Source organism: Pseudarthrobacter cellobiosi, from assembly GCF_023913755.1.
GTDB lineage: Bacteria > Actinomycetota > Actinomycetes > Actinomycetales > Micrococcaceae > Arthrobacter > Arthrobacter cellobiosi.
In genome coordinates this window covers 75,971-99,490 of the sequence record NZ_JAMXBJ010000041.1, presented here as the reverse complement: position 1 = coordinate 99,490, position 23,520 = coordinate 75,971, and the positions used below count along the sequence as shown (strand labels likewise).

General features: G+C 65.5%; 24 protein-coding genes and 2 pseudogenes. 12 read left to right on the top strand and 14 right to left on the bottom strand.

Annotation, left to right across the window (positions count from 1 at the left end):
• Nucleotides 1-51 precede the first annotated feature (51 nt).
• The gene (gene pstS / locus NG696_RS08550) at nt 52-1,173 is read right to left on the bottom strand and encodes a phosphate ABC transporter substrate-binding protein PstS (protein WP_252575153.1); all 1,122 of its coding nucleotides are present in this window, start codon (nt 1,171-1,173) and stop codon (nt 52-54) included.
• A gap of 233 nt (nt 1,174-1,406) precedes the next feature.
• On the opposite strand from pstS, the gene NG696_RS08545 reads away from it, so the two are divergent.
• On the top strand, nt 1,407-2,534 hold the full coding sequence (locus NG696_RS08545; RefSeq protein ID WP_252568059.1) for an FUSC family protein: 1,128 nt from the start codon (nt 1,407-1,409) through the stop codon (nt 2,532-2,534).
• Nucleotides 2,535-2,639: 105 nt separating this feature from the next.
• Nucleotides 2,640-4,013 carry a DNA repair protein RadA gene (radA, locus tag NG696_RS08540; RefSeq protein ID WP_252575151.1) on the top strand — a complete coding sequence of 458 codons (1,374 nt, stop codon included), beginning with the start codon at nt 2,640-2,642 and terminating at the stop codon, nt 4,011-4,013.
• A 24-nt stretch (nt 4,014-4,037) separates the two neighbouring features.
• On the opposite strand, the gene NG696_RS08535 is transcribed toward radA, so the two are convergent.
• Entirely contained in the window at nt 4,038-5,267 is a 1,230-nt protein-coding gene (locus tag NG696_RS08535; protein WP_252568055.1) for a beta-ketoacyl-[acyl-carrier-protein] synthase family protein, read from the bottom strand.
• Between the two features lie 6 nt (nt 5,268-5,273).
• The gene (locus NG696_RS08530; protein WP_252568053.1) at nt 5,274-6,887 is read right to left on the bottom strand and encodes a peptide chain release factor 3; all 1,614 of its coding nucleotides are present in this window, start codon (nt 6,885-6,887) and stop codon (nt 5,274-5,276) included.
• 360 nt (nt 6,888-7,247) lie between these two features.
• On the opposite strand from NG696_RS08530, the gene disA reads away from it, so the two are divergent.
• Nucleotides 7,248-8,324 carry a DNA integrity scanning diadenylate cyclase DisA gene (gene disA, locus NG696_RS08525; protein WP_104060140.1) on the top strand — a complete coding sequence of 359 codons (1,077 nt, stop codon included), beginning with the start codon at nt 7,248-7,250 and terminating at the stop codon, nt 8,322-8,324.
• A 32-nt stretch (nt 8,325-8,356) separates the two neighbouring features.
• On the opposite strand, the gene NG696_RS08520 is transcribed toward disA, so the two are convergent.
• A complete protein-coding gene (locus tag NG696_RS08520; protein WP_252575149.1) occupies nt 8,357-9,040 on the bottom strand; it encodes a hypothetical protein in 684 nt (227 codons plus the stop codon).
• Between the two features lie 153 nt (nt 9,041-9,193).
• On the opposite strand from NG696_RS08520, the gene NG696_RS08515 reads away from it, so the two are divergent.
• From NG696_RS08515 to NG696_RS08495, 5 genes are all read left to right on the top strand, one after another.
• Complete coding sequence (locus NG696_RS08515) at nt 9,194-10,183, top strand: iron-sulfur binding domain-containing protein (RefSeq protein WP_252568049.1); 990 nt, start codon at nt 9,194-9,196, stop codon at nt 10,181-10,183.
• Between the two features lie 64 nt (nt 10,184-10,247).
• Nucleotides 10,248-10,679, top strand: coding sequence for a DUF3592 domain-containing protein (locus NG696_RS08510; protein ID WP_252568047.1), 432 nt, complete (start codon nt 10,248-10,250; stop codon nt 10,677-10,679).
• 3 nt (nt 10,680-10,682) lie between these two features.
• Complete coding sequence (locus NG696_RS08505; RefSeq protein WP_252575147.1) at nt 10,683-11,114, top strand: DUF3592 domain-containing protein; 432 nt, start codon at nt 10,683-10,685, stop codon at nt 11,112-11,114.
• A 36-nt stretch (nt 11,115-11,150) separates the two neighbouring features.
• A complete protein-coding gene (locus NG696_RS21190; protein ID WP_252575145.1) occupies nt 11,151-11,645 on the top strand; it encodes a hypothetical protein in 495 nt (164 codons plus the stop codon).
• A gap of 133 nt (nt 11,646-11,778) precedes the next feature.
• Entirely contained in the window at nt 11,779-12,072 is a 294-nt protein-coding gene (locus NG696_RS08495; RefSeq protein ID WP_252575143.1) for a DUF3040 domain-containing protein, read from the top strand.
• Nucleotides 12,073-12,089: 17 nt separating this feature from the next.
• Here NG696_RS08495 and dhaM read toward each other — a convergent pair whose 3' ends face one another.
• The 5 genes and pseudogenes from dhaM to NG696_RS08470 all read right to left on the bottom strand — a co-directional run bounded on the left by dhaM (nt 12,090) and on the right by NG696_RS08470 (nt 15,749).
• Nucleotides 12,090-12,797, bottom strand: a complete 708-nt coding sequence (gene dhaM, locus NG696_RS08490; protein WP_056347785.1) for a dihydroxyacetone kinase phosphoryl donor subunit DhaM — start codon at nt 12,795-12,797, stop codon at nt 12,090-12,092.
• Complete coding sequence (gene dhaL / locus NG696_RS08485) at nt 12,794-13,426, bottom strand: dihydroxyacetone kinase subunit DhaL (RefSeq protein WP_058930378.1); 633 nt, start codon at nt 13,424-13,426, stop codon at nt 12,794-12,796. Before dhaL ends, dhaM begins: the two co-directional genes overlap by 4 nt.
• A 2-nt stretch (nt 13,427-13,428) precedes the next feature.
• Complete coding sequence (gene dhaK / locus NG696_RS08480; protein WP_252568039.1) at nt 13,429-14,430, bottom strand: dihydroxyacetone kinase subunit DhaK; 1,002 nt, start codon at nt 14,428-14,430, stop codon at nt 13,429-13,431.
• Nucleotides 14,431-14,673: 243 nt separating this feature from the next.
• Nucleotides 14,674-15,183, bottom strand: coding sequence for an amino-acid N-acetyltransferase (locus NG696_RS08475; RefSeq protein ID WP_252568037.1), 510 nt, complete (start codon nt 15,181-15,183; stop codon nt 14,674-14,676).
• Between the two features lie 55 nt (nt 15,184-15,238).
• Nucleotides 15,239-15,749, bottom strand: a pseudogene (locus NG696_RS08470) (VOC family protein).
• A gap of 72 nt (nt 15,750-15,821) precedes the next feature.
• Here NG696_RS08470 and NG696_RS20950 point away from each other — a divergent pair.
• Nucleotides 15,822-16,118: pseudogene (locus NG696_RS20950) on the top strand (DUF6597 domain-containing transcriptional factor); the annotation flags it as partial.
• 156 nt (nt 16,119-16,274) lie between these two features.
• Nucleotides 16,275-16,640, top strand: a complete 366-nt coding sequence (locus tag NG696_RS20945; protein ID WP_308291956.1) for a helix-turn-helix transcriptional regulator — start codon at nt 16,275-16,277, stop codon at nt 16,638-16,640.
• Nucleotides 16,641-16,844: 204 nt separating this feature from the next.
• Here NG696_RS20945 and NG696_RS08460 read toward each other — a convergent pair whose 3' ends face one another.
• Nucleotides 16,845-19,337: an ATP-dependent Clp protease ATP-binding subunit gene (locus tag NG696_RS08460; protein WP_058930382.1), complete on the bottom strand. Its 2,493-nt coding sequence runs from the start codon at nt 19,335-19,337 to the stop codon at nt 16,845-16,847.
• A gap of 154 nt (nt 19,338-19,491) precedes the next feature.
• Between NG696_RS08460 and NG696_RS08455 the strand changes: the two genes are divergently transcribed.
• Nucleotides 19,492-19,755, top strand: a complete 264-nt coding sequence (locus tag NG696_RS08455; RefSeq protein WP_252568034.1) for an anthrone oxygenase family protein — start codon at nt 19,492-19,494, stop codon at nt 19,753-19,755.
• A gap of 212 nt (nt 19,756-19,967) precedes the next feature.
• Here the strand turns inward: NG696_RS08455 and NG696_RS08450 are convergent, their stop codons facing one another.
• The 4 genes from NG696_RS08450 to lysS form a co-directional block, all read right to left on the bottom strand.
• Nucleotides 19,968-20,117 carry a hypothetical protein gene (locus NG696_RS08450; RefSeq protein WP_252568032.1) on the bottom strand — a complete coding sequence of 50 codons (150 nt, stop codon included), beginning with the start codon at nt 20,115-20,117 and terminating at the stop codon, nt 19,968-19,970.
• Between the two features lie 256 nt (nt 20,118-20,373).
• On the bottom strand, nt 20,374-20,703 hold the full coding sequence (locus tag NG696_RS08445; RefSeq protein ID WP_252568030.1) for a histone-like nucleoid-structuring protein Lsr2: 330 nt from the start codon (nt 20,701-20,703) through the stop codon (nt 20,374-20,376).
• Nucleotides 20,704-20,848: 145 nt separating this feature from the next.
• The gene (locus NG696_RS08440; protein ID WP_252575139.1) at nt 20,849-21,028 is read right to left on the bottom strand and encodes a hypothetical protein; all 180 of its coding nucleotides are present in this window, start codon (nt 21,026-21,028) and stop codon (nt 20,849-20,851) included.
• Nucleotides 21,029-21,030: 2 nt separating this feature from the next.
• Complete coding sequence (gene lysS, locus NG696_RS08435; protein WP_252575136.1) at nt 21,031-22,563, bottom strand: lysine--tRNA ligase; 1,533 nt, start codon at nt 22,561-22,563, stop codon at nt 21,031-21,033.
• 67 nt (nt 22,564-22,630) lie between these two features.
• Between lysS and NG696_RS08430 the strand changes: the two genes are divergently transcribed.
• Nucleotides 22,631-23,515: an alpha/beta fold hydrolase gene (locus tag NG696_RS08430; RefSeq protein ID WP_252575134.1), complete on the top strand. Its 885-nt coding sequence runs from the start codon at nt 22,631-22,633 to the stop codon at nt 23,513-23,515.
• The last annotated feature ends 5 nt before the right edge of the window (nt 23,516-23,520 follow it).

The window sequence follows — 23,520 nt, the reverse complement described above, 5'->3', positions numbered from 1 at the left end:
TTCCCCGCCCCGCCTTTCGGCGTGGCGGGGAACGTGGTTCAGGGACAGGTACTAGGACTTGACCTTGATGGATTCGATGGCCTTGACGGCCTTCTCGGCGAGGGCCGAGGAGAGCGGCGCGGACTTCGCGGAATCAGCAGCCGTCTTCTGGCCAGCGTCGGAAACTACGTAGCTTTCGAAGGCCTTGACGAGGTCAACGGTTTCCTGCTTGTCGTAGGTGGTGCAGACAACGTGGTAGGAAACCAGGACGATCGGGTAGGCGCCTGATGCCGTGGTCTTGCGGTCCAGCTTGATGGCAACGTCGGTGGCGGAGCGGCCTTCGACGGGCTTGCCGGCTTCAACAGCCTTGGCAGCGGCTTCGGCGGAGATCTTGACGAATTCCTCGCCCACCTTGATGGAGGCGGTGCCCAGCTTGCCGCCCACAGCGGAGTCATCCGCGTAGGTCACGGCGCCCGGGGTGTCGGTGACGGTCTTGACAACACCGGAGGTGCCCTTGGCGTTTTCGCCCTGCAGGGTTGCGGGCCAGATGCCGGCAGCCTTGTCGGTCCAAACATCCGCAGCAGCAGCAGCAAGGTACTCGGTGAAGTTGGTGGTGGTACCGGAATCGTCAGAGCGGTTCACCGGGGTGACCTTCAGGTCCGGGAGGCTGACGCCCGAGTTCAGGGCGGCGATGGCGGGGTCTTTCCAGTTGGCGATCTCGCCGCGGAAGATTTTGGCCACGGTGGTTGCGTCAAGCTTCAGCTCGGTGATGCCGGGGACGTTGAAGGCCACAGCGATCGGGGAGATGTAGACGGGGATGTTCATGGCGCCTTCCGGGCCGCACTTGGCCTTGGAGCTGGCCAGCTCTTCATCCTTGAGGTACGCATCGGAGCCGGCGAACTGGGCCGAGCCGTCGATGATTGCCTTGCGGCCTGCGCCGGAACCGTCCGGGGAGTACTGCACGGTGGCGCCGGGGTTGGCAGCGGCGAAGCCGGCCTTCCAGGCGTCCATGGCTGCGCCGGTGGAGGATGCTCCGATGCCGGTCAGCGTGCCGGTGACCTTGGGGCCGGCAGAAGTCTGGTTGCCTGCAGGCGTGTTGCCCGTGGCGTTATCTGAACCGCAGGCGGTGAGCGCGAGTGCGCCGGCTGCGATTACAGCGATAGCCGCGTGGCGGCCGAAACGAAGTGCCTTCACTAGATGTACCCCTTCCAGGGATATTCAGCGGCGGCAGGACCGGAGACGCCCTGCAGCGCGATGCGTACGTTCTGTACCTTCAACGAATCTATGGGCCGCAGGTAACGGGATGGGCGGCCACAGGTGAACAGAAGATTAACGACGGCGGCATATTGGCTTACAACTGCAGCGTCACCATTGCGCACGTCACACTTTCGGCCTTAGGTGCCCGGGCGGCAAATAGACTGGAAGGCATGGCCGCAGCAGCAGGACTCTCAGCAAGCAGGCGATTCCTGCGCGGACGCATCCGCACCGGCCTGGTCCGGAGCCGGAACTCCCTGGTCCCCGCCGTCCAGATGACCGCGTGCGCGGTGGGGGCGTACGCCTTCGCCGAGTACGTCCTGGGGCACTCCGGTCCCCTCTTCGCGGCCACATCGTCACTGATCGCCCTGGGCTTCTCGCGTGACCCGCGGCTGCGCCGGGTAATGGAGGTGGGCCTCGGCTGCACCATCGGGATCGCCGTGGGTGATCTGCTGCTGCACTGGCTGGGCAGCGGAATCTGGCAGGCCGCCGTCGTGCTTCTGTTCTCCATCCTGCTGGCCCGCTTCCTGGACAGCGGCAACATCTTCACCACGCAACTGGGGCTGCAATCCTTGCTGGTGGTGCTGCTGCCGGCGCCGGATGGCGGGCCGTTCACCCGCAGTCTGGACGCCGTGGTGGGTGGCCTCTTCGCCCTCCTGGTGACCATCCTGATTCCGAAGGATCCGCGCCGGGAACCCCGCAAGGATGTCCGGAAGCTGCTCCACGAACTGGCCGAAGTGCTGCGGGAATGCGCCAACGCCCTGACCGAGAGCGACTCCACGCAGGCCTGGCACGCGCTGATCCGCGGCCGGAACTGCCAGCCCCTCGTGGACGCGATGCGCCATTCCCTGCGCGCTTCCGGCGAGGTGGCCACGCTCGCGCCGGCCCACCGCCGGCACCGCGACGAGCTGGACCGGCTTGAGAATTCCCTTGACTTCATCGACCTTGCGCTCAGGAACAGCCGCGTCTTCGCGCGCAGGCTCACCAGCGCCATCAACCACGCCGCGCTTTCAGACAACGCCACCGCGAACATTGCCGATGTGCTCCAGGAAACCGCGGCCGCGATTGATGAACTGTCGCTCGGCCTGGCGGAAACGCACGACGGCGTGCGCCGCGCCCATCTTCGGACGGCCCGGCAGGACTTCAGCGAGATCGCGCTGCGGCTGCACCCCAAATTGCTGGAGGTCGAGCGGCTTGAGGGTGAGACTGTGGTGATGCTGTTCCGGCCACTCATGGTGGACCTCCTGGAGGCCACCGGCATGGATCCGCGCGAGGCCCGGGACGTGCTGCCCGGCCTGTAGCACCGGCACCGGTGGTTGAGGCCCCGGTGGTTACAGCCCAGTGGCTGAGCTTGCGAGGTTAGGGGCGGGCGGGAATTGTCGGTGCCCGCCAGTAGGGTGGAACCCATGGCAACAAAGACTTCCCGGACGACCAAAGCGCCCGCTTATAAGTGCGCCGAATGCGGCTGGACCACGGTCAAGTGGGTGGGGCGCTGCGGCGAGTGCCAAGCGTGGGGCACGGTTGAGGAAACCGGCGCCGCTGTAGCGCGTACGACGGCGGCAACAACAGTTCTGGAGCCGGCCCGCCGGATTGCCGAGGTGGATGCCACCACGGCGGCTTTCCTGCCCACCGGCGTGGACGAGCTGGACCGGGTTCTGGGCGGCGGCCTGGTCCCGGGCGCGGTCATCCTGCTGGCCGGTGAACCTGGCGTGGGCAAGTCAACGTTGCTGCTGGACGTCGCGGCCAAGTTCGCCCGCACCGCCCAGGATGTTCTGTATGTCACGGGCGAGGAATCCGCCGCGCAGGTAAAGCTGCGCGCCGAACGGATCGACGCCGTCGCCGATTCGCTGTACCTGTCCGCCGAAACGGACCTGGGGCAGGCACTGGGGCAGGTGGAGAAGATTGAGCCGCGGCTGCTGATTGTGGACTCGGTCCAGACTCTCAGCAGCGCAGACGTGGACGGCAGCGCCGGCGGCGTCTCGCAGGTGCGTGAGGTTGCGGCGTCCATCATCGCGGCGGCCAAGCGCCGGAACATGACCACTTTGCTGGTGGGGCACGTGACGAAGGACGGGTCCATCGCAGGCCCAAGGCTGCTCGAACACCTGGTGGATGTGGTGTGCCAGTTCGAAGGCGAGCGTCACTCCCGGCTCCGGATGCTGCGCGCGGTGAAGAACCGGTACGGGCCCACGGACGACGTCGGCTGTTTTGACCTGAATGAGAACGGTATCGAAGGGCTCACGGACCCCAGCGGGCTGTTCGTCAGCCGCACCAAGGAACCCGTCTCCGGCACCTGCATCACGGTGACCATGGAAGGGCGGCGGCCGCTGCTGGCCGAGGTGCAGTCGCTCCTTGCCGAGAGCGCCAACTCGCAGCCCCGCCGGGCCACGAGCGGCCTGGACAGTTCACGGGTGTCCATGCTCCTGGCGGTACTGCAGCAGCGTGCCGGCTACCTGCTGCACAAGGACGATTCCTACGTAGCCACGGTGGGCGGCGTGAAGCTCAGCGAACCGGCCACTGACCTCGCCGTTGCCCTGGCCGTCGCGTCCGCGAAGGCCCGCAAACCCCTGCCCATCCGGCTGATCGCGTTCGGCGAGGTAGGCCTGGCGGGCGAGGTCCGGCCCGTGCCAGGCATCAACCAGCGCATCCAGGAAGCACACCGGCTGGGCTTCACCCACGCCGTGGTCCCTGCCAGCCACAACGGCCCCGGCCCCGTGCCGCCAGGTTTCTCAGTGCGCGAAGTGGAACACCTTACGGAAGCCTTGAGCCTGCTGATCGGGTAGGGCCCGTTGCCGGCCGGGGCGGTGTCAGCTGGCGGTGATCACCAAGGCAACACTGTGTCCGCCGAAGCCAAAAGCGTTCACCAGACCGGCAGGGGCGGAGCCGGGCGCCAGCGTGTGGGCCTTGTCAGTGACGATGTTCAGGTTCACTTCGGGGTCCAGCGCCTCGACGTTCGCCGTTCCGGGGAGCTGACCTGTCCGCAGGGCCTGGACCACCACAACGGCAGCGAGCGCACCGGCGCCGCCCAGCAGGTGGCCGGTGTGGCCCTTGGTGGAGGTCACTGGCACGTCGGCACCGAAAACAGCGTTGATGGCCTGGGCTTCCAGCCGGTCCCCTACCGGAGTGGAGGTGGCGTGGGCGTGAACGAAGCCGATCTCCGAAGCCTGCATTCCGGCCGAGGCCAGGGCCTTCTGCATGACCCGCCGCTGCATGGCAGGGTCCGCGGCCACGATGTCGTTGGCGTCGGAGGTTACCGCCCCGCCGGCCACTGCGCCGAGGATGGCGGCGCCGCGCGCCCGGGCGTGGGCTTCACTCTCAAGCACCACAACGCCGGCGCCTTCCGCGAGGACAAAGCCGTCGCGGCCGCCGTCGAACGGGCGCGAGGCGAGCTGGGGTTCGCCGTTGCGCGTGGAGAGTGCCCGGATCTGGGAGAAACCGGTGATCACCAGGTCGTTGACTGAAGCGTCCACGCCGCCAGCGATCACGACGTCGGCCGCGCCGGAGCGGATCATTTCGGCGCCCTGGACAATTGCTTCAGCGCCCGACGCACAGGCGCTGACAGGCGTCCGGGCTCCGCCGCGGGCGCCGAGGTCAATGGAGACCCAGGCCGCGGGGCCGTTGACCATAAGCCGGGTGAGGGTGTGCGGCGAGACGCGGCGCGGGCCGCCGCTGGCGAGCGCACGGTCCTGTTCGAGGGTGGAACCGAGGCCGCCGTAGGCGGAGCCGATCACCACGGCGAACCGTTCGGGGTCGACGTCGGGCGCCCCGGCCTGCTGCCAGGCTTCGCGGGCAGCCACCAGCGCCAGCTGCCCGCAGCGGTCCATGCGCTTCAGCTCGCGCGTGGTGAGGTGCTCCGAGAGATCGGCGGTGACCTGTCCGGCGATGCGCACGGGCAGTTGTTCCGCCCAGTCCTCGTCCAGTGAGGCGATGCCGGACTGTCCTGCCAGCAGGCCGGTCCAGGTTTCCGCCACAGAGGAGCCGAGCGGGTTGATGGTGCCGGCGCCGGTGATCAGCGCGCGGGGTTGGTCTGCAGGCATTGGACGCTACTTTGCGGGGTTGTGGGTGCCGATGGGCACGAGGGTCAGATCGGGGTGGTTCTTCTCGATCCGGCGCAGGGCCCAGACGTCGTTGAACAAGGCGAGGTATTCGCCGTCGGACCGCAACAGCACCTCGGCGCCGGGCACGTTGGCCAGCGCGGGCATGGCGTCCGCCGTCGAAATCCTGGCAATGGAGTACGGGAGGCGTTCGAGCCGCATGGGGGCGCTGAAGTCATGCGCCATGCGGTCCTCCACCACTTCGAACTGCATGGGGCCGACGGCGGCAAGCACCGGCGCCTGGTCGCCGCGGACGTCAGAGCGGAGCACCTGGATAACGCCCTCGTGCTCGAGCTGCTCGATGCCGCGGCGAAACTGCTTGAACTTGCTGGGGTCCTTGGACCGGGCCACCTGGAAGTGTTCGGGGGCGAACAGCGGGATGGCCGGGTATTCCACGGCGCCTTCGAGGAAGAGGCTGTCGCCCACGCGCAGTGTGGAGGCGTTCACCAGGCCCACCACGTCACCGGGGTAGGCCTCGTCGATGACCTCGCGTTCGCGGCCGAACACCTGCTGGGCGTACTTGGTGGCGAAGGACTTTCCGGTGCGGGTCTGCGTGACCACCATGCCGCGTTCAAAAACTCCGGAGCAGACGCGGATGAAGGCGACGTGGTCGCGGTGGGCCTTGTTCATGCCGGCCTGGACTTTGAAGACAAAGCCGGAGAAGGACGATTCAACCGGGCGCGGGCTGCCCTCAACGTCGGGCCGGGGTGCGGCGTGCGGCGCGAAATCGACCAGGGCGTCCAGCAGTTCCTTCACGCCGAAGTTCAGGGCGGCGGAGCTGAACAGGATGGGGGTGGCGGTGCCCGCATGGAAGGCTTCGACGTCGAATTCGAGGTTGGACTCGATGACCAGGCCGGCCTCGTCCACGGCGTCGGTCCAGTTGCTGCCCTGCGTCTCCGCGGCCTCTTCGGGAGTGAAGTACTCGGTCAGCGCGATGTTGGCGCCGGAATTGTTGCGCTGGAAGCGGGCGAAGCGGTCCTGGCGGAGGTCCCAGACACCGCGGAAGTCACCGGAGATGCCCACGGCCCAGGTCAGCGGCATGGGCTGCAGGCCGGTGCGCTCGGTGAGCTCGTCCATCAGCGCCAGCGCGTCCAGACCGGGCCGGTCCCACTTGTTGATCACGGTGATGATGGGCAGGTTGCGCTGCTTGCAGACCTCAAACAGCTTCATGGTCTGCGTTTCCAGGCCCTTGGCGGCGTCCACGAGCATCACTGCGCAGTCGACGGCGGCCAGGACGCGGTAGGTGTCCTCGGAGAAGTCCGCGTGGCCGGGGGTGTCCAGCAGGTTGATGACCGTGTCCCGATAGGAGAACTGCAGGGCGGCGGAGCTGATGGAGATACCGCGGTCCTTCTCCATCTGCATCCAGTCCGAGACCGTTTCCTTGCGGTTGGCCTTGCCGCTGGAGGCCCCGGCGGTGCCGATCACCTTCGCGTGCAGTGCCAGCGCCTCGGTGAGGGTGGACTTGCCGGCGTCGGGGTGCGAAATGACAGCAAAGGTCCGACGCCGGGCCGCCTGTTTGTGAATCTCGTTGACCCGGGCGGGGCTAAGGACATCTTGGGACACGGTGCTACTTTCGCTGCGGTGGGGTTACCCCAAGGCGCTCGGCAGGCCTCAAGGGGAAGCATGGCTCTGTGACAGCCAAGTTCCAAGTTTATCGCAGTGCGGGAAGCAGCCGCTCTGGATCACTGGCGCCTACCTGTCCGGTGCGCGAAACGCCTCCCGGACAGCCGCCGTCGTACGCGTTCCCGAGGCACTTCGCGGCACCCGCTAACGAGGCACTTTGGGGCTTGTCCGTGCGGTTGTTGCCGCTTCTTACCTTTATCATTGAGCTTGCGGGAAACTGAGTACTTTTGATCCTGCCGGCGGAGTGTAAAAAACCGGCGTACCTGCGGGCGGCAGTCCGCACCTTTGAAGGGAACACCTATGGCTCGGAGCCCCGAAGAATCGCTCAAGGCGACTCTGGGCAGAGTGGCTCCAGGCACGCCGCTGCGCGATGGTCTGGAACGCATCCTCCGGGGGCGGACCGGTGCGCTGATTGTGCTGGGCTCGGACCGGACCATCGATTCCATCTGCTCCGGCGGGTTCGACATCGGCATCGATTTCTCCCCCACAAGGCTTCGTGAACTGGCCAAGATGGACGGCGCCATCATCTGCGACAAGGACGCCGGCAACATTCTGCGCGCCGCGGTCCAGTTGGTCCCGGACTCAAGCATCGAAACCCAGGAATCCGGCACGCGGCACCGCACGGCGGAGCGCGTGGCCATCCAGACCGGCGTTCCCGTGATTTCCGTCAGCCAGTCCATGCAGATCATCGCGTTGTACGTGAACGGGCTCCGGCACGTGCTGGAGGGATCCGAGAAGGTCTTGGCCCGCGCCAACCAGGCCCTTGCCACGCTGGAACGGTACCGTTCGCGGCTGGACCAGGTGACGAGTTCCCTGTCCGCCCTGGAGATCGAGGCCATGGTGACCGTCCGCGACGTCGCGGTCACCCTACAGCGCCAGGAAATGGTCCGCCGGATCTCCGAGGAAATCTCGCAGTATGTCCTGGAACTTGGCGAGGACGGCCGCCTGCTTTCCCTCCAGCTCGATGAGCTCACGGTGGGCCGCGGCCCGGGCAGCGACGTCATCATCCGCGACTACGCCGGACCGGACGCGTCCGCGGAGGACATCGAACGGGCCGTCAGCGCGTTGGTGAACCTCGGCCCCACGGAGCTGATCGACCTGGGCAAGATCTCCGGGATCGTCGGTTTTGCCGGCGGCGAGGCCAACCTCGACGCCGTGGTTCAGCCCCGCGGTTACCGGCTACTATCCGGCCTCAAGGCAGTCCCCAAGGCTGTTGCCGACCGCCTCGTGGACCACTTCGGCGGCCTGCAGTTCCTGATGGCGGCCACCATCGACGACCTCATGACCGTTGACGGCATCGGCGACCAGCGCGCCCGCACCGTCCGCGAAGGCCTGAGCCGCATGGCCGAGGCCAGCCTGCTGGACCGCTTCCTCTAATCCCCACCGGAGTGGGCCCAGGATAGGGCGGATCAGCTGAGCTGGAACACTGCCTTGGGGCTGGCCCTCGAGCCGAGCTTGGCCGTGAAAATGTAGTACGCCCCGCCGGCCCCTGGCCTTGCCTCGATGGGGCTGCAGCCTTCCAGCGTGCGGTTCCGGGCCCACGGGAAGTTCGCCGTTTCGCTTGCGCCCGGGGCAATCGTCTTCACCAGGTCTTCGCTTTTGGCCTGGCAGTCCTTGGACGAGAAGATCCTGTCCGCGCCGCTGGTCACCAGGAACTCCATCTGGGACGTTCCGATGTTCACCTCGCACGGCATGGTTCCGCCATTGGTCACCTTCAGGGTGAGCAGCGGGTTCTCGTCGGGGCCGTAGGCGGCTTTGTCGGTCGACGCGGACACCGTCACCAGGTTTTGGTTGCAGGAAGGCGTGGGTGTGGGGGTGGGTTCGCTGCCTGCAGTTGCCGACGGTGAGGCTCCCGGGACGGCGGCGGATTCGCTGGCGCCGTCGGTGGAGGATGCCTGCTCGGTGCCGCTGAAGGCGCCTGCCACGGCAAAGCCACCGAACGTGAGCGCCACGGCCATCAGCAGGGCTGTTCCCACAAAAAGCCGACGGCGGCGGTAAACGGCTGCGCTCGGCTGCCGGGTAGCGCCGGAACCGCCCCGGGAACCGGGTGCGGATGCCGTTTTGCGTGGAGATGAATTGCCTTGCCTGCCCATCCTTCTAGGCTAGAGAACGCACCGGATTCTGCCGTCCCACCACGCCGGTCCCCCGACCAACGCTAAGGTCACAGTTTGTCCGCGGCATCTTCGCGCGGGCTCCCGGGAATCCACTACAGTGTTGGGATCGACGCTACAACCCTTTCCCCAGCCATGCCCGCGGACGGCGCCCCCGTTACGGCCCAGTTCGGCACGGATGACCTCCGCCCCGACCAGCTCGCCGCGCTGCACCGCAGGATCACCGGCTGGTTCGCTGAGACGGCGAGGGACTTGCCCTGGCGCGAACGCCACTGCTCACCGTGGGGAGTCCTGGTCAGCGAGATCATGCTGCAGCAGACCCCAGTGGTGCGGGTGCTGCCTGTCTGGCGGGAATGGCTCGAGCGCTGGCCCACCCCCGCCGGGCTCGCCGGCGAGCCTGCAGGGGAAGCGGTCCGCTCCTGGGGCAGGCTCGGCTACCCCCGCCGGGCACTCCGCCTGCATGCAGCCGCCGCTGCCATCGTCCGCGATCACGGCGGCAAGGTCCCCGGCAACTACACGGAGCTGCTGGCCCTGCCCGGTGTGGGCAGCTACACGGCCGCGGCCGTTGCCGCCTTTGCCTTCGCACGCCGGGAGACTGTGGTGGACACCAACATCCGGCGTGTGCACGCGCGCCTGGTTTCGGGCGTCGCGCTCCCCTCACCATCGCTGAACGCTGCGGAGATGCGGCTCGCGGCGGAACTGCTGCCGGACGACGTCGGGACCTCCGTGCGCTGGAATGCTGCTGTTATGGAACTGGGGGCGCTGGTCTGCACGGCGCGTGCGCCCAAGTGCGCGGACTGCCCGGTGCGGGACTCCTGTGCGTGGCTGGCAGCCGGCGAGCCGCCGCCGTCGTACGTTCCCAAAGGTCAGGCGTGGCACGGCACTGACCGGCAGGTCCGGGGTGCCGTGATGGCTGTGCTCCGGCTTGCGGACGCCCCGGTGCCGGCGGAAATGTTCCAGCGGGAGCCTGCTGACCTGGGCTTCGCGGCGGACGGAATCGGCGTACCCCTGGCCGCACTGCACCGCCTGAACTCTGCGCCGGAACAACTCGAACGTGCCATTGCCGGCCTCCTTGGCGACGGGCTGGCCGAGCTGCACCAGGGCGGTTACCGGCTGCCAGCCTGAGGCGCCTTTAGGGTGGCCCGTGCCTGGATGGCATACTTTCTGGTGACTCGAACCGGGGGAATTCATGAGAATCGTGTTGTACGTCATCTGGGCGCTGTTTGTTGCGGGCGTCATTTTTGCGCTGGTCCGTTCACTGCGGAAAACCAAGCGGCAGGAAAAACTGATCGCCGGCTGGCCAAAGGTCCAGGCGACCGTCACCGGCAACGTGGCGGGCTGGACACATGGCGGAGGCGGCTCAACGCGGAGCCGGCGCTTCTACCCCACGTACCAGTTCGCCGACCCCAACGGGACTCTGTATGCCGGCGAATCCGAGGTCTCTTACGCCAACCAGCAGGTACCGGGATCGCTCCTGGAGGTGGCCTACAACCCGGCGAATCCGAACCAGTCGTTCCAGGTGGCTTCCGAATCGAAAATGGTGATCGGGTGCCTCATGCCGGTCTTCGTATTCTTCGCCCTGCTGCTGTTCTGGGTCGCCGGCGCCTTTCCGCTGGGCTGAACCGTGGACTCCCTGAAACTGCTGTTCATCGTCCTGCCCGGGCTTTTCCTTGCCGCGGGCCTGATCCTGATGGGGCTGTCCCTGGCCGCGTCCTTCCGCCGGAAACGTTCCATGGCGGGGTGGCAGGAGGCTTCGGCCACCGTCACGGGAAACCTGCATGGCACGGACGGCCCCGGTAGCAACGGCCGGAACCGGTTTGCGCCGTCGTATGAATTCGCGGACGCCGGGGGCAAACGCTGGCTGGGGCAGTCCGATATCTACAGCCAGGACCAGGCGATCATCGGCACCCGCATACCCGTGGTCTACAACCCGGCCAATCCCGCCGAATCCACGCTGCCGGTCTTCGCTGTTGCCAAAGGCCGGCTGGCCACAGGTCTCATTATGGTGATCTTTGGGGCCACAGCCATAACAATGTTTGCATCACTTTCCTGGTAGCAATGCGGGCTGCCGGCTCCGGATTTACGCTGAAGTATGGGCAAGCCCGGGGTACTTCTGGCATTGATGACGACGGCGGTTCTCACCTCCGCTAGCTACTACTACTACCCCGTCCCGCCGCCGTGCCCTGCCATCGCCCAGGCCACTGCCGTCTCGGTGACAGTGGCGCGGGAGTACGTGGCGCAGGTGGAGTCGTTGCGCCTGAAGGCCTGCCAGGACGGTGTCTGTAAGGAAGCCGCCGTCGAGCTTTTTCCCGGCACTGCCTCGATTGACCAAGGCTGCGCACCGGACGGGGTCTGCTCTGCCACGGCTTCCCCGGACGGGACCATGATCGGGATGCTGATGCTGGAGTCCCTCACGGAGGCCCCGATGGCGCTGACCGCCACGGGTACTTCTGCTGGCGGATCCGCCCTCCCTGTGCGCACCCTGGATTTCCGGCCCCGCGGCGCCTATCCCTACGGGGAGCAGTGCGGGAGGTTCGTCACGGCGTCCGTGATCCTGGACGCCAGTGGCCTTCGACAGGCCATGTGACGGCCCTCGCTGGCAACAAATAAGCCCCGCCAAACCCCGCCCTTGACTTCCACTCAGGACACTTCTACGGTCTGTATTACCAGCATCGGCAACGTTGGATTTAGAACAGGTTCCCCGCCGGGAAGGGGTAAGGATGCCACTTTCAGATAGGGAGCGGAAACAGCTCGAGGAGCTGGAATCGGGCTTGGCCGCAGACGATCCGAGGCTCGCTGAGGAACTCTCGACCGGCTCCGTGGGCCTCAGGTTTGGGCGCCGTATCTACCTCGGTGCCATCGCATGCCTGATCGGGCTGGTGTTGCTTATTGTCGGGGTCAGCACGCAGATCATCGTGGTCGGCGTCGGCGGCTTCCTGCTGATGGGAGCCGGCACGTACCTGCTCGTGGACAAGCGGTCCTTCAGTCTGGGCCGCAGCAGCCAGGTCAAATAGGCAACTCAGGCCACGGCCTACGGCTCGCCGAAGCCTGCCTGCACCAGGCCGCCGACGTAGTTCAGGGCACGCTCGGCGTCGGGCCCCCAAGCCTCGATATGGAGCAAGGATCCCTTGCCTGCCGCCAGGGTCATCAGGGATGTCATTGACGCGCCATCCACGCCGTTGACCGTGACCTCGGCGTTGAGGGACGCCAGACCGCCCGCGATCTTGGCGGCCGGACGGGCGTGCATGCCGGCCTCATTCACCAGTTCGAAGTCGCCGGTGAAGTCCGGCCCTGAACCGGTGACGGACCCTTCAGCCACGGTGCTTTCGGCGAGCACCCGCGAAGCAGCCGCCACCTCCGGTCCCAATCCGTAGACCGCTTCGGCGGCACGTTTGACTGCCTTCACGTCGGCGCCGCCCTGTGCGGCCACGGCAGCAGCCACGAGGCCTTCCACCAGGGGCGCGTCCGCCAGGAGCACGCCGGCCGGCTCCTCCACGAGTTCCAGGGCCGATTCCGCCGTCATCACTGCAGATCCCAGGTCCGTCAGGACCACCACGCCATCGCCGCCGGCCGCCTTGTCCAGGGCAGACATGACTTTCTCCAGGCTCGTTCCGATCCTGCCGTCGGCGGTGCCCCCGGCGGCGAGGATTACGACGTCGGGCGCCATCTGGGCGGCAAGCTCCACGGCGCCGTCGGCTATTTTCTCGCTATGGGACACCACCACCAGGCGCACCGTCACGCTGCGGCCCCAACGGCGGCCCGCAGAATGAGGGCACTGGAGGCGGCGCCCGGATCGCGGTGGCCTGCGCTCCGCTCCCCCAGATAACTGGCGCGGCCCTTGCGGGCGACCAGGGGCTCGGTGGCCACGGCGCCGGCCTCAGCCGCCTCAGCGGCCGCGACCAGCACGCCAAGGACGGTGCCTGCGCCGTCCGCCGCGGCGGCCTGCGCTGCCTCCGCAGCGGGGGTCCAGGCATCCACCATGGTCTTGTCGCCGGACTCGGCCTTGCCCCGCGCCACGATCCCGTCGCGGGCAGCCACGAGCGCGTCGGCGAGGCGCCCCGGATCAATCTCGGCGGCATCGCCCAAAGCGGTGGAGGCGCGCAGGAACGCGGTTCCGTACAAGGGACCTGCGGCGCCGCCCACCTTGGACATCAGGGTCATGGCAGTCAGCTTCAGGGCCGCGCCGGGCGTCTCAGGCTGCGCTTCAGCCAGTTTCTCCAGCACCGCCTGGAAGCCGCGGTCCATGTTCTCGCCGTGGTCCGAGTCCCCGATCGCACGATCGAGTTCGATGAGCCACACCCGGTTTTCCGCCATGGCCTGGGCGCAGAGAGTCAGCCATCTGACGGCCCATTTCACGTCCAGCACCACAGTTACACGCCCCAACGCAGGGCTGCGGTGTGCACCGGAGCGTCCCACAGCTGCGTCAGTTCATCGTCGAGCCGGAGCACCGAGATGGAGCAGCCCTGCATTTCCAGTGACGTGATGTAGTTCCCTACCAGCGAGCGTTCGACGGCGGCTCCACGTTCTGCGATCACCTGGGCAGCGCGGCGGTAGACGATGTACAGCTCGCTCAGGGGGGTGCCGCCCATGCCGTTGACGAACAGCAGTACTTTCTCGCCGCCGGTGATGCCCAGGTCGCTGAGGACCGGGTCCAGCAGGCGGTCCGTGATGCCGTCAGCGTTCTCCATCGGGATTTTGTGCCGGCCGGGCTCGCCGTGGATGCCGATGCCGATCTCGATTTCATCATCCGCCAGGTCGAAACTGGGCGTTCCCGCATGCGGTACTGTGCACGCTGACAGCGCAACCCCCATGGTGCGGACGTTGCTGTTGACGCGGTCGCCGATCGCGGCCACGGCATCGAGGTTGTCGCCCCGCTCAGCGGCGGCGCCGGCGATTTTCTCGACCAGAACGGTGCCGCCCACTCCGCGGCGGCCTGCGGTATACAGGGAGTCCTCCACCGCGACGTCGTCATTGACCAGGACCGTGCGGATGTCCACGCCTTCGGCCTGCGCCAGTTCCGCTGCGGTCTCAAAGTTCAGGACGTCGCCGGTGTAGTTCTTCACGATATGGACGACGCCGGCACCCGAGTTAACGGCGAGCGTCGCCGGAAGGATCTGGTCCGGCGTCGGCGAGGTGAACACCGCCCCCGGCACGGCGGCGTCGAGCATTCCCAGCCCGACAAACCCGGCGTGGAGCGGCTCGTGGCCGCTTCCCCCTCCGGAAACGAGTCCGACCTTCCCTGCCACGGGCGCGTCTTTGCGCGTGACGTACTTCGGATCGGCGGTGACGGTGACAAGTCCCGCGTGGGCCAGACCGAATCCCTCGACGGATTCGTCAACCACGGAACGGGGATCATTGATGAGCTTTTTCATGGCAGAACTCCTGGGGTGTGGGTGCGTCCTGGAGGATGCACTTTGACCCTACTACCGCCGCCTGAAGTCCGGTAGCCTGCGACGATGCGGCGGAAGCGGTAAGGGACAGCCCCCAATGACTGTCCCCTACGGCAGGCCCCACACTGCAACCTCGTCAGTTTATCCATCAATTCGACATAAAGCTATTTATGTCACAGGGTGACTTCTTCCCGCGGTTGCCCGCGGCAGGGTGAATGGGGTTGCCTAGAGGGTCTTGATCATGCGGGTGTTGCCCAGGGTGTTGGGCTTGACCCGCGCCAGGTCCAGGAACTCGGCAACGCCTTCGTCATGGGAGCGCAGCAGCTCGGAGTAGACCACCGGGTCCACGGCCGTCTGGTCGGCCATGACCTCGAAGCCGTGGCGCTTGAAAAAATCCACCTCGAAGGTAAGGCAGAAGACCCGGGCCACGCCCAGTTCACGGGCCTCGGCCAGCAGGCTTTCCACTAGCACGTGCCCTACACCCTTGCCGCGCCACGCGTCCGATGCGGCCAGCGTGCGAACTTCGGCGAGATCCTCCCACATAACGTGCAGGGCGCCGCAGCCGATGACTTCGCCGTCGTCGGCTTCTGCGATCCGGAACTCCTGGAGGCTTTCGTAATAGGCTACGGTCTCTTTCGCCATGAGAATCCGCTGCACAGCCAACGGCGCCACAAGGCGCTTGATGGCGGCCACGTCACTGGTACGTGCAGAACGGATATGGAAGGAGTCAGTCACAGGGTCCATCCTACGATGGCAGCCTGGCTGGCTTGGGCGCTCCCGTACGACGCAGTCAGCCTTGCTTGGCGGCCCAGGCGGCGACGCGCTGCGTGCTTTCCTCTTCGGAGAGGTCCTCCACGCGAGTCATGATGGACCAGCGCACACTGTAAGGGTCCCGGATGCCGGCGAATCTGTCTCCTGAGACAAATGTGGACAGCGGCTCCCGATCGGTAGCCCCCATCCGCTCGGCCCGCGCAATAAGAGCGTCCGCGTCGGCGCAGTAGGAGCCGATCGAGTAGCAATCATCGTCGCCGTTCGGCGCCGGAACGAGGTGGTAGTCCGGGTTGGGCTCTCCAATTTGGAGTCGCCCCTGATCGAAGTCAAGTTCGGCATGGACGACGATTCCGCCGATCTCGGTGACATTTACTGTGCGCGCCGAAGACGTCCTGGTAGAAGGTGATCGCCTCCTTGGCAGAAAGGATCGCAAGGAACGGCGTGAGGCTCGTGAAGCCGTGCGGGATACCGGATTTCGTGTGCTTGCCATCGGCGGCGTTGGTCAGTTCGGGGCTTGTAGTATCGGTCATAGACCTCGCGGTACGCACAGATCGGCTCAGCGGCTTGGAGAATTGCGACAGCCTGGATAAGGAGTGTCCCCCATGGTGGGTTCGTTCAAGGGAATCCTCTACCCGGCCCGGCTCCCCACATTTCACCGTCTGCCCGCGCCTGAGTCCGTCACGAACCTGGTGCAGTGGTTTTGGATCCCCGAGTGGGACATTGAGCCAGGGCACACGTCCCGCCAGCACCTGATCGCATTCCCGACGTCCAACCTTGTGGTCCAAACGGATCTCGTTGAGTTCGCAGGCCCAACAACCCGTCGATCGCATCGCGATCTCACGGGCCGGGGCTGGGCGGTTGGGGCCCTCCTGCGTCCCGCGTTGGTTCCACGTTTCACGGATGATCCGGGGAGCCTGCGGGATTCCCAGCTGCCACTACCGCTCGCGGATCTGCATGCCTCAGTGTCGGAGGCGATGAGGGGAACCGATCCAGGGGAACGTCGGCAACGCGCGGTGGAGGCTTTCACCGGCTGGCTAGTTGCGCAGAGTCCAGGGGTGTCCGACGAAGGCATCCTTGCCAACGCGATGATGGACATGATCGGAACATGCGCCGACGTGACCCGCATTGAAGACGTTGCCGCGCGTCTATTTGTTTCGCCGAGAACCCTTCAACGCGCAGCGCGGAAGTACATCGGCCTGAGCCCGTCCGCGCTTATCCGAAGGCGCCGCCTGCAAGAGGCCGCTGACCGGTCACGGACCGACCCGGCGACAGACCTCGCGGCGATAGCTGCCGAACTCGGCTACACCGACCATGCCCATCTGACGAACGACTTCCAAAAGTTCCTAGGATTCACGCCAAGCACATATCGACAATCAGCCCTCCAGGACCAGGCCGAGAACATGGCGACGGTGGATAGCTGAGGGCGTGGTGTCTTGCGCAGACGGTTTCAAGCTCTCCAAGGATCCGCTCTTCGTGGAGAAGGTCTACGACGTGGTGGGTCCACCCGAACCCGCGCGAGTACGACATCCGCAACTGGGTCATGGCATGGAACGAGAACCCGGACAACGCAAAGGCCCCGCCTGCTCCTTTGGGGAGCAGGCGGGGCCTTTGCTGGTGAAACGAACCTAGACGCTGGGTGCGATCTCCGGGATGCGCGGCTTGGCGTTGCCGGCGAACGTGAACTTGGCGTCGTCGCCTTCGCCATCCACGTCCACTACAACGATGTCGCCGGCGTGGAGTTCGCCGAACAGGATCTTCTCGGAGAGCTGGTCCTCGATTTCGCGCTGGATGGTGCGGCGCAGCGGCCGGGCACCCATGGCGGGATCGTAGCCGCGGGTCGCCAAGAGCACCTTGGCCGCGGTGGTGAGCTCGATGCCCATGTCCTTGTCCTTGAGGCGCTTCTCCAGGCGGCCAACGAACATGTCCACGATCTCGATGATCTCGTCCTGGGTGAGCTGCGGGAACACCACAACGTCATCCACACGGTTCAGGAACTCCGGACGGAAGTGCTGCTTGAGCTCTTCCGTCACACGGGCACGCATCCGGTTGTAGCCGGTCTGCGTGTCCGTGCCGGACTGGAAGCCGGTGGCAACGCTCTTGGAGATGTCCCGGGTGCCCAGGTTGGTGGTCATGATGATCACGGTGTTCTTGAAGTCCACCACGCGGCCCTGGGAGTCGGTCAGGCGGCCGTCTTCCAGGATCTGCAGGAGCGAGTTGAAGAGGTCAGCGTGTGCCTTCTCCACTTCGTCGAACAGGACCACGGAGAACGGACGACGGCGGACCTTCTCGGTGAGCTGCCCGCCCTCTTCGTAGCCGACGTAGCCAGGAGGGGCACCGAAGAGCCGCGAAACAGTGTGCTTCTCCGAGTACTCGGACATGTCCAGCGTGATGAGGGCGTCCTCGTCACCGAACAGGAATTCGGCCAGGGCCTTGGCGAGCTCGGTCTTGCCGACGCCGGTGGGGCCGGCAAAGATGAACGAGCCGCCCGGACGCTTGGGGTCCTTCAGGCCTGCACGGGTACGGCGGATTGCCTGGGACAGTGACCTGATGGCCTCGTTCTGGCCCACCACACGCTTGTGCAGTTCGTCTTCCATCTTCAGCAGGCGCGTGGACTCTTCCTCGGTCAGCTTGAATACCGGGATGCCGGTGGAGTTGGCCAATACCTCGGCGATGAGATCCTCATCCACCTCGGAAATGTCATCCATGCCGCCGGACTTCCAGTGGCGTTCCTTCTCGGAGCGCTCAGTGATGAGCTTCTGTTCCTTGTCCCGGAGCGAAGCGGCGCCTTCGAAGTCCTGCGCGTCGATGGCGGATTCCTTCTCCATCTTCAGCTTGGCGATCCGCTCATCCATGGCCTTCAGTTCCGGCGGGGCGGTCATCCGGCGGATGCGCAGCCGGGCACCGGCCTCATCGATCAGGTCGATCGCCTTGTCCGGAAGAAAGCGGTCCGAGATGTAGCGCTCGGCGAGGTTCGCGGCCGACGCGAGAGCGCCGTCGGTGATGGTGACGCGGTGGTGCGCCTCGTAGCGGTCACGCAGGCCCTTGAGGATCTCGATCGCGTGCGCGACGGAGGGCTCCTTGACCTGGATCGGCTGGAAGCGGCGCTCGAGTGCGGCATCCTTCTCGATGTGCTTGCGGTACTCATCCAGGGTGGTGGCACCGATGGTCTGCAGTTCACCGCGGGCCAGCATGGGCTTCAGGATGGACGCAGCATCGATAGCACCTTCAGCAGCACCGGCACCCACAAGCGTGTGGATTTCGTCGATGAAGAGGATGATGTCGCCGCGGGTGCGGATTTCCTTGAGGACCTTCTTCAGGCGCTCTTCGAAATCACCGCGGTACCGGGAGCCGGCCACCAGCGAACCGAGGTCCAGGGTGTACAGCTGCTTGTCCTTGATGGTTTCCGGGACGTCGCCGCGGACAATCGCCTGGGCGAGGCCTTCGACGACGGCGGTCTTGCCGACGCCGGGCTCACCGATCAGGACAGGGTTATTCTTGGTGCGGCGCGAGAGGACCTGCATAACGCGTTCCATCTCGGACTCGCGTCCGATCACCGGGTCCAGCTTGTTCTCGCGCGCAGCCTGGGTGAGGTTCCGGCCGAACTGGTCCAGGACCACGGAACCGGCGGGAGTGCCTTCGGGCTGGCCCGGACCGACGCCGGCGCCGGTGGTTTCCTTGCCCTGGTAGCCGGAGAGGAGCTGGATGACCTGCTGGCGGACGCGGTTGAGGTCTGCCCCCAGCTTGACCAGCACCTGGGCGGCAACACCTTCACCCTCGCGGATGAGGCCCAGCAGGATGTGCTCCGTGCCGATGTAGTTGTGGCCCAGCTGCAGGGCTTCGCGCAGCGAGAGTTCCAGCACCTTCTTGGCGCGCGGGGTGAAGGGGATGTGGCCGGACGGGGCTTGCTGGCCCTGGCCGATGATCTCCTGTACCTGCTCGCGCACGCCGTCGAGCGAAATGCTCAAGGACTCAAGAGCTTTGGCGGCAACGCCTTCACCTTCATGGATCAGACCCAAGAGGATGTGTTCGGTACCAATGTAATTGTGGTTCAGCATGCGTGCCTCTTCTTGGGCAAGCACAACTACGCGACGGGCACGGTCCGTAAATCGCTCAAACATTTCGCCACACTCCTAGCTACGACGTACTTTGATGCTACGTGGCAGACCCAGTCTTGGGGAGCGTGTTCGCCACAGGGGAAACATGACGTGTTCAACCTCCCGTCACCCTGCACCGCTTGGATCAATGCAAGAACCTCAAGCAAGGAGTAACGTCATGGAAGTTATCACCCTGCTCATGACCGCCGCGACCGTAGCCCTCGCCGGGATCGGAGGGCTCTACTACTCCTACGCCTGCTCGATGATGCCGGGGCTGCGCGCCACCGATGACCACACATTTGTCAGCGCCATGTCCCGGATCAATCCGCCAATAAGGATCCTTGCTGAGCCGAAACGTCGTTGCCCACTGCACCGGAGATCGATGACTCCGAGGGGTGCAGCACCGCTCCTGATAGCCGAGCAATTCCCGGAAGGAATCTGAGTAGCGGCCCGATGATGCGGTGTACCAGCTCTCCTGGTAACCGCCAGCGGTGGCCCTGATCTTGTAGTGTCCGTCATCAAGATCGAACGAAACGTCTTCGCCGAAGCCCCAGGGAGCCGTCTGGGTATCCACCGGCTCTTGGCCGTCACCGGTCTCATCAAACACTTCATACACAATGTCCGGTGGCGTGACAGAGGCCGAACTGTCGTTGATTAGGACCATGATTTCCGGCGAGTCCAGGAGGACGCTGACTGCCACGCGCCCGGGTCCGCGTAGGCCGGAGCGCCGAGGGGCGCAGCCAGCAGCAGGACCAGTGCCGCCAGGACTGCCGTAAATCGCCGAGACCCGCTAATTACAGACATTCCAGGCTCCCGAAACGCAAAGATTCGAGTGGGCGAATTCGAGCGGGCGTCCCAGCCCGAAGGCTCAAACCGAATCGCCGGCTCATCCCAAGGAAATTGCCCGACGATTAGCCCGACGGTACGCCCGGGGCTGTTAGTCAGCAAGGGATTTGGGCTTACGCTAGCCCGTCTTGAGAATTCACAATTGGCATCAAAAAACCCTGCCCCCACCCGAAGGTGAAGACAGGGCCTAATACCAAGCCGGAGAGGCGGTAGGTCAGGAATTTGCCTTTTGGTAGGCTTCCTGGATTTCAGCCTGAATTCGGCCCCGGCTGTTAACCGTGTAGCCGTTATCCCGCGCCCATTGGCGGATCTGCGCGGAGTCGTTGGCGCGGGGGCCTGCAACCGCTTTGGTGCGGGTGGCTCTGCCGGCGGAGGTCTTGCGCCCAGCGGCAACAAAGCGCTCCAATGCAGAACGGAACTCGGCCGCGTTGGCCGAGGACAGATCGATTTCGTAGCTGACCCCATCGAGGCCAAAACGGACGTTCTCGTCTGCAGATCCGCCATCCAGATCATCGACGAGGATGATGTTTACTTTCTGTGCCATTAAATATGTCTTCCTCTTGGAAAGGTTCGGTTGTCAGAAAATGAGGATGTTCCTATTAAAAGTATGAACCTCTTAATGGCAACGCGTCAAAGCGTCGGATGGTTCCTGTGGAAATCCACAGGAACTTGCAGAAAGCTCTTTCGAGCTATTTGTCCGTTTCCGGGTTCTGTTCCTTCAATGGCGCTGCGGAACGCGATTCCGCCTCGGCCTGGGCCCGCGCTTCGGCCTTACGCTCGGACTTGTCGGCATTGAAGATGGATTTCATGGCAAACCAAAAAAGCAGGCCAACCACCAGCGAGGGCAGGAGTACGGCTACATATTCCATGATTAGTGGCCTTCGGGCTTCAGAAGCGGGAAAAGGATGGTTTCGCGGATACCGGCGCCGGTGAACAACATCACCAGCCTGTCAATACCCAAGCCGATGCCGCCCATGGGCGGTGCGCCGTATTCGAGGGCCCGCAGGAAGTCCTCGTCCAGCTGCATGGCCTCGACATCGCCCGCGGCAGCGTGCCGTGACTGTTCGGTCAGCCGCTCGCGCTGGATGACGGGGTCGATCAGCTCGGAGAAGGCCGTGCCGCGTTCCATGCCGCCGATGATGAGGTCCCAGGCTTCGATCAGCCGGCCGTCCTCCCGGTGCGGGCGGGCCAGCGGCTGGGCAGACGGCGGGTAGTCGTACACAAACGTGGGGTTCAGGAGCCTGGGCTCCACAATTTCACCGAACAGTTCCACGGCCAGCTTCTCGGCGTCCCACTTCGGGTCCACCTTGACCTCGTGCTTTAAGGCGATTTCGCGCAGCACCTCAAGCGACGTGTCAGGCGTGACTTCCTGGCCAACGGCGTCGGACAGTCCCGGGTAGACCGAAACCCAGGCCCAGTCGCCGTCGAGGTTGATTTCCCCGGCTTCGGTCTGGAGGGTGCGGCCCACACCAACTGCGTCAGCGGCGTCTAGGATGATCTCCTTGATGCGCTCGGCCATGACGAACTGGTCCGCCCAGGCTTCATAGCACTCAAGGGTGGTGAATTCGGGGCTGTGGGTGGAGTCCACGCCCTCGTTGCGGAAGACGCGGCCCATGTCGTAGACGCGGTCGATCCCGCCCACGACAGCACGCTTGAGGTAAAGCTCGGTGGCAATGCGGAGGGTCATTTTCTGGTCGAACGCGTTCATGTGCGTCTCGAACGGGCGGGCCAAGGCGCCCCCGTGGACCAGCTGCAGGATGGGGGTTTCCACTTCGACGTAGCTGTGGCGGTGCAGGCTCTCGCGGATGGAACGGGTAATCGCGGCGCGGGTGTAGACCATTTCCCGGGCTTCGTCGCGCACCATCAGGTCCACGTAGCGCTGGCGGACGCGGGTTTCCTCGTTCAGTTCCGCGTGCAGCACCGGCAACGGACGGAGTGCTTTGGAGGCCATGGACCAGGACTCGGCCATCACGGACAGCTCGCCGCGGCGGGAGGAAATCACTTCGCCCTTGATGAACACGTGGTCGCCGAGGTCCACCAGCGCCTTCCAGTCCGCGAGCGCTTCCTCGCCCACGTTGGCCAGGCTGAGCATCGCCTGGAGCCGGGCGCCCTTGCCGTCAACGCCGCCTTCCTGGAGCGTGGCGAAGCAGAGCTTGCCGGTATTGCGCACAAAAACCACGCGGCCGGTGACGCCTACGACGTCGCCCGTGGTGTCGTCAGCCTCAAGGTGCGCGTACTTTTCGCGGATCTCCGTGAGGGAATGCGTGCGTTCCACACCCACCGGATATGCCTCGGTGCCCCGCTCGATCAGCTTTGCACGCTTGTCCATGCGGATGCGCATCTGCTCGCTGGCGTCGAGCGGCTCTGGGGCATTTTTTGGGGTGGGGGTGTTTTGGGAAGTCACAATCCCCAAGTTTACCGGGAGTTCGCGCCGCCGGCTCCCGGCGGACGCCCAGGCATAGACTCGGGCTGTGGAGACGTGGAAAGTTGAAGCGGAGGACGGCGGGCGCCTCGACGTGCACTCCTTCCGCACCCCCGCGGGGCTGGACCCGACGACGGCGGGACCTCCCGGCGTCGTACTCATCCACGGAACTTTGGTCACCGACGCCCTCTACCGGCCTTTCGCCCGGAAGCTCAGCGTCCTGCTGGGCCGGCCGGTGCACTGCTACAACCGGCGCGGCAGGGCGGGGTCAGCCCCGCAGCCGGAGGATTATTCGGTGAAGACGGAGGTCAGCGACCTTGCGGCGGTCATGCGCAAGACCGGCTCGGCGGATGTGGTGGCCCACAGCTACGGCGGCTTCGTGGCCCTGCAGGCGGCCCTGACCCTGCCCGTGGGCCGGCTGGTGACCTATGACGCCGCGGTGTCGCTGTCCGGAAACCTGAGCCACCGCTGGCGGCCGGAGCTTGAGGATGCCGTCACTGCGGGCCAGCTCAACCACGCCTGGGCGCACTTGGTCCAGGGCCTGGCCACGGCGGGTCCGCTGTCCTACCTCCCTCTCGGCGCGCTGCGGATGCTGAGCATCCTCTCGGCCAGGACCAACCTGGGCGCGGAGATGCGCCAGCTGCTGCCCACCGCAGTCACCGAAATGCGTGCCGTACTCGACGCCGAAGCCGAACTGGACCATTTCACTGCCCTTACCACCCCCATCCTGATGCTCAGCGGCGGCTGGAGTCCAGCGTATTTTGCCGAGACGGGGCGGCAACTGGCCGCCGCCGTGCCATCCATCAACTTCCAGGTGGTCCCCGGTCAGCTGCACGAGGGTCCCATCCGTCCCGGGAAGGGTCTGGCCGTGCGGATTGCCCGGTTCATCAACGGCAGCGACGGCCACCCGCGGAAGCTGGGCCGGCGCCGGTAGGTCGC

Excerpts from the sequence above, each read along its gene's own strand:
- NG696_RS08545 (WP_252568059.1), top strand. The coding sequence starts at position 1,407 with ATGGCCGCAGCAGCAGGACTCTCAGCAAGCAGGCGATTCCTGCGCGGA.
- radA (WP_252575151.1), top strand. The coding sequence starts at position 2,640 with ATGGCAACAAAGACTTCCCGGACGACCAAAGCGCCCGCTTATAAGTGC.
- NG696_RS08535 (WP_252568055.1), bottom strand. The coding sequence starts at position 5,267 with ATGCCTGCAGACCAACCCCGCGCGCTGATCACCGGCGCCGGCACCATC.
- disA (WP_104060140.1), top strand. The coding sequence starts at position 7,248 with ATGGCTCGGAGCCCCGAAGAATCGCTCAAGGCGACTCTGGGCAGAGTG.
- NG696_RS08520 (WP_252575149.1), bottom strand. The coding sequence starts at position 9,040 with ATGGGCAGGCAAGGCAATTCATCTCCACGCAAAACGGCATCCGCACCC.
- NG696_RS08515 (WP_252568049.1), top strand. The coding sequence starts at position 9,194 with ATGCCCGCGGACGGCGCCCCCGTTACGGCCCAGTTCGGCACGGATGAC.
- NG696_RS08510 (WP_252568047.1), top strand. The coding sequence starts at position 10,248 with ATGAGAATCGTGTTGTACGTCATCTGGGCGCTGTTTGTTGCGGGCGTC.
- NG696_RS21190 (WP_252575145.1), top strand. The coding sequence starts at position 11,151 with ATGGGCAAGCCCGGGGTACTTCTGGCATTGATGACGACGGCGGTTCTC.
- NG696_RS08495 (WP_252575143.1), top strand. The coding sequence starts at position 11,779 with ATGCCACTTTCAGATAGGGAGCGGAAACAGCTCGAGGAGCTGGAATCG.
- dhaK (WP_252568039.1), bottom strand. The coding sequence starts at position 14,430 with ATGAAAAAGCTCATCAATGATCCCCGTTCCGTGGTTGACGAATCCGTC.
- NG696_RS08460 (WP_058930382.1), bottom strand. The coding sequence starts at position 19,337 with ATGTTTGAGCGATTTACGGACCGTGCCCGTCGCGTAGTTGTGCTTGCC.
- NG696_RS08455 (WP_252568034.1), top strand. The coding sequence starts at position 19,492 with ATGGAAGTTATCACCCTGCTCATGACCGCCGCGACCGTAGCCCTCGCC.
- NG696_RS08450 (WP_252568032.1), bottom strand. The coding sequence starts at position 20,117 with ATGTCTGTAATTAGCGGGTCTCGGCGATTTACGGCAGTCCTGGCGGCA.
- NG696_RS08445 (WP_252568030.1), bottom strand. The coding sequence starts at position 20,703 with ATGGCACAGAAAGTAAACATCATCCTCGTCGATGATCTGGATGGCGGA.
- NG696_RS08440 (WP_252575139.1), bottom strand. The coding sequence starts at position 21,028 with ATGGAATATGTAGCCGTACTCCTGCCCTCGCTGGTGGTTGGCCTGCTT.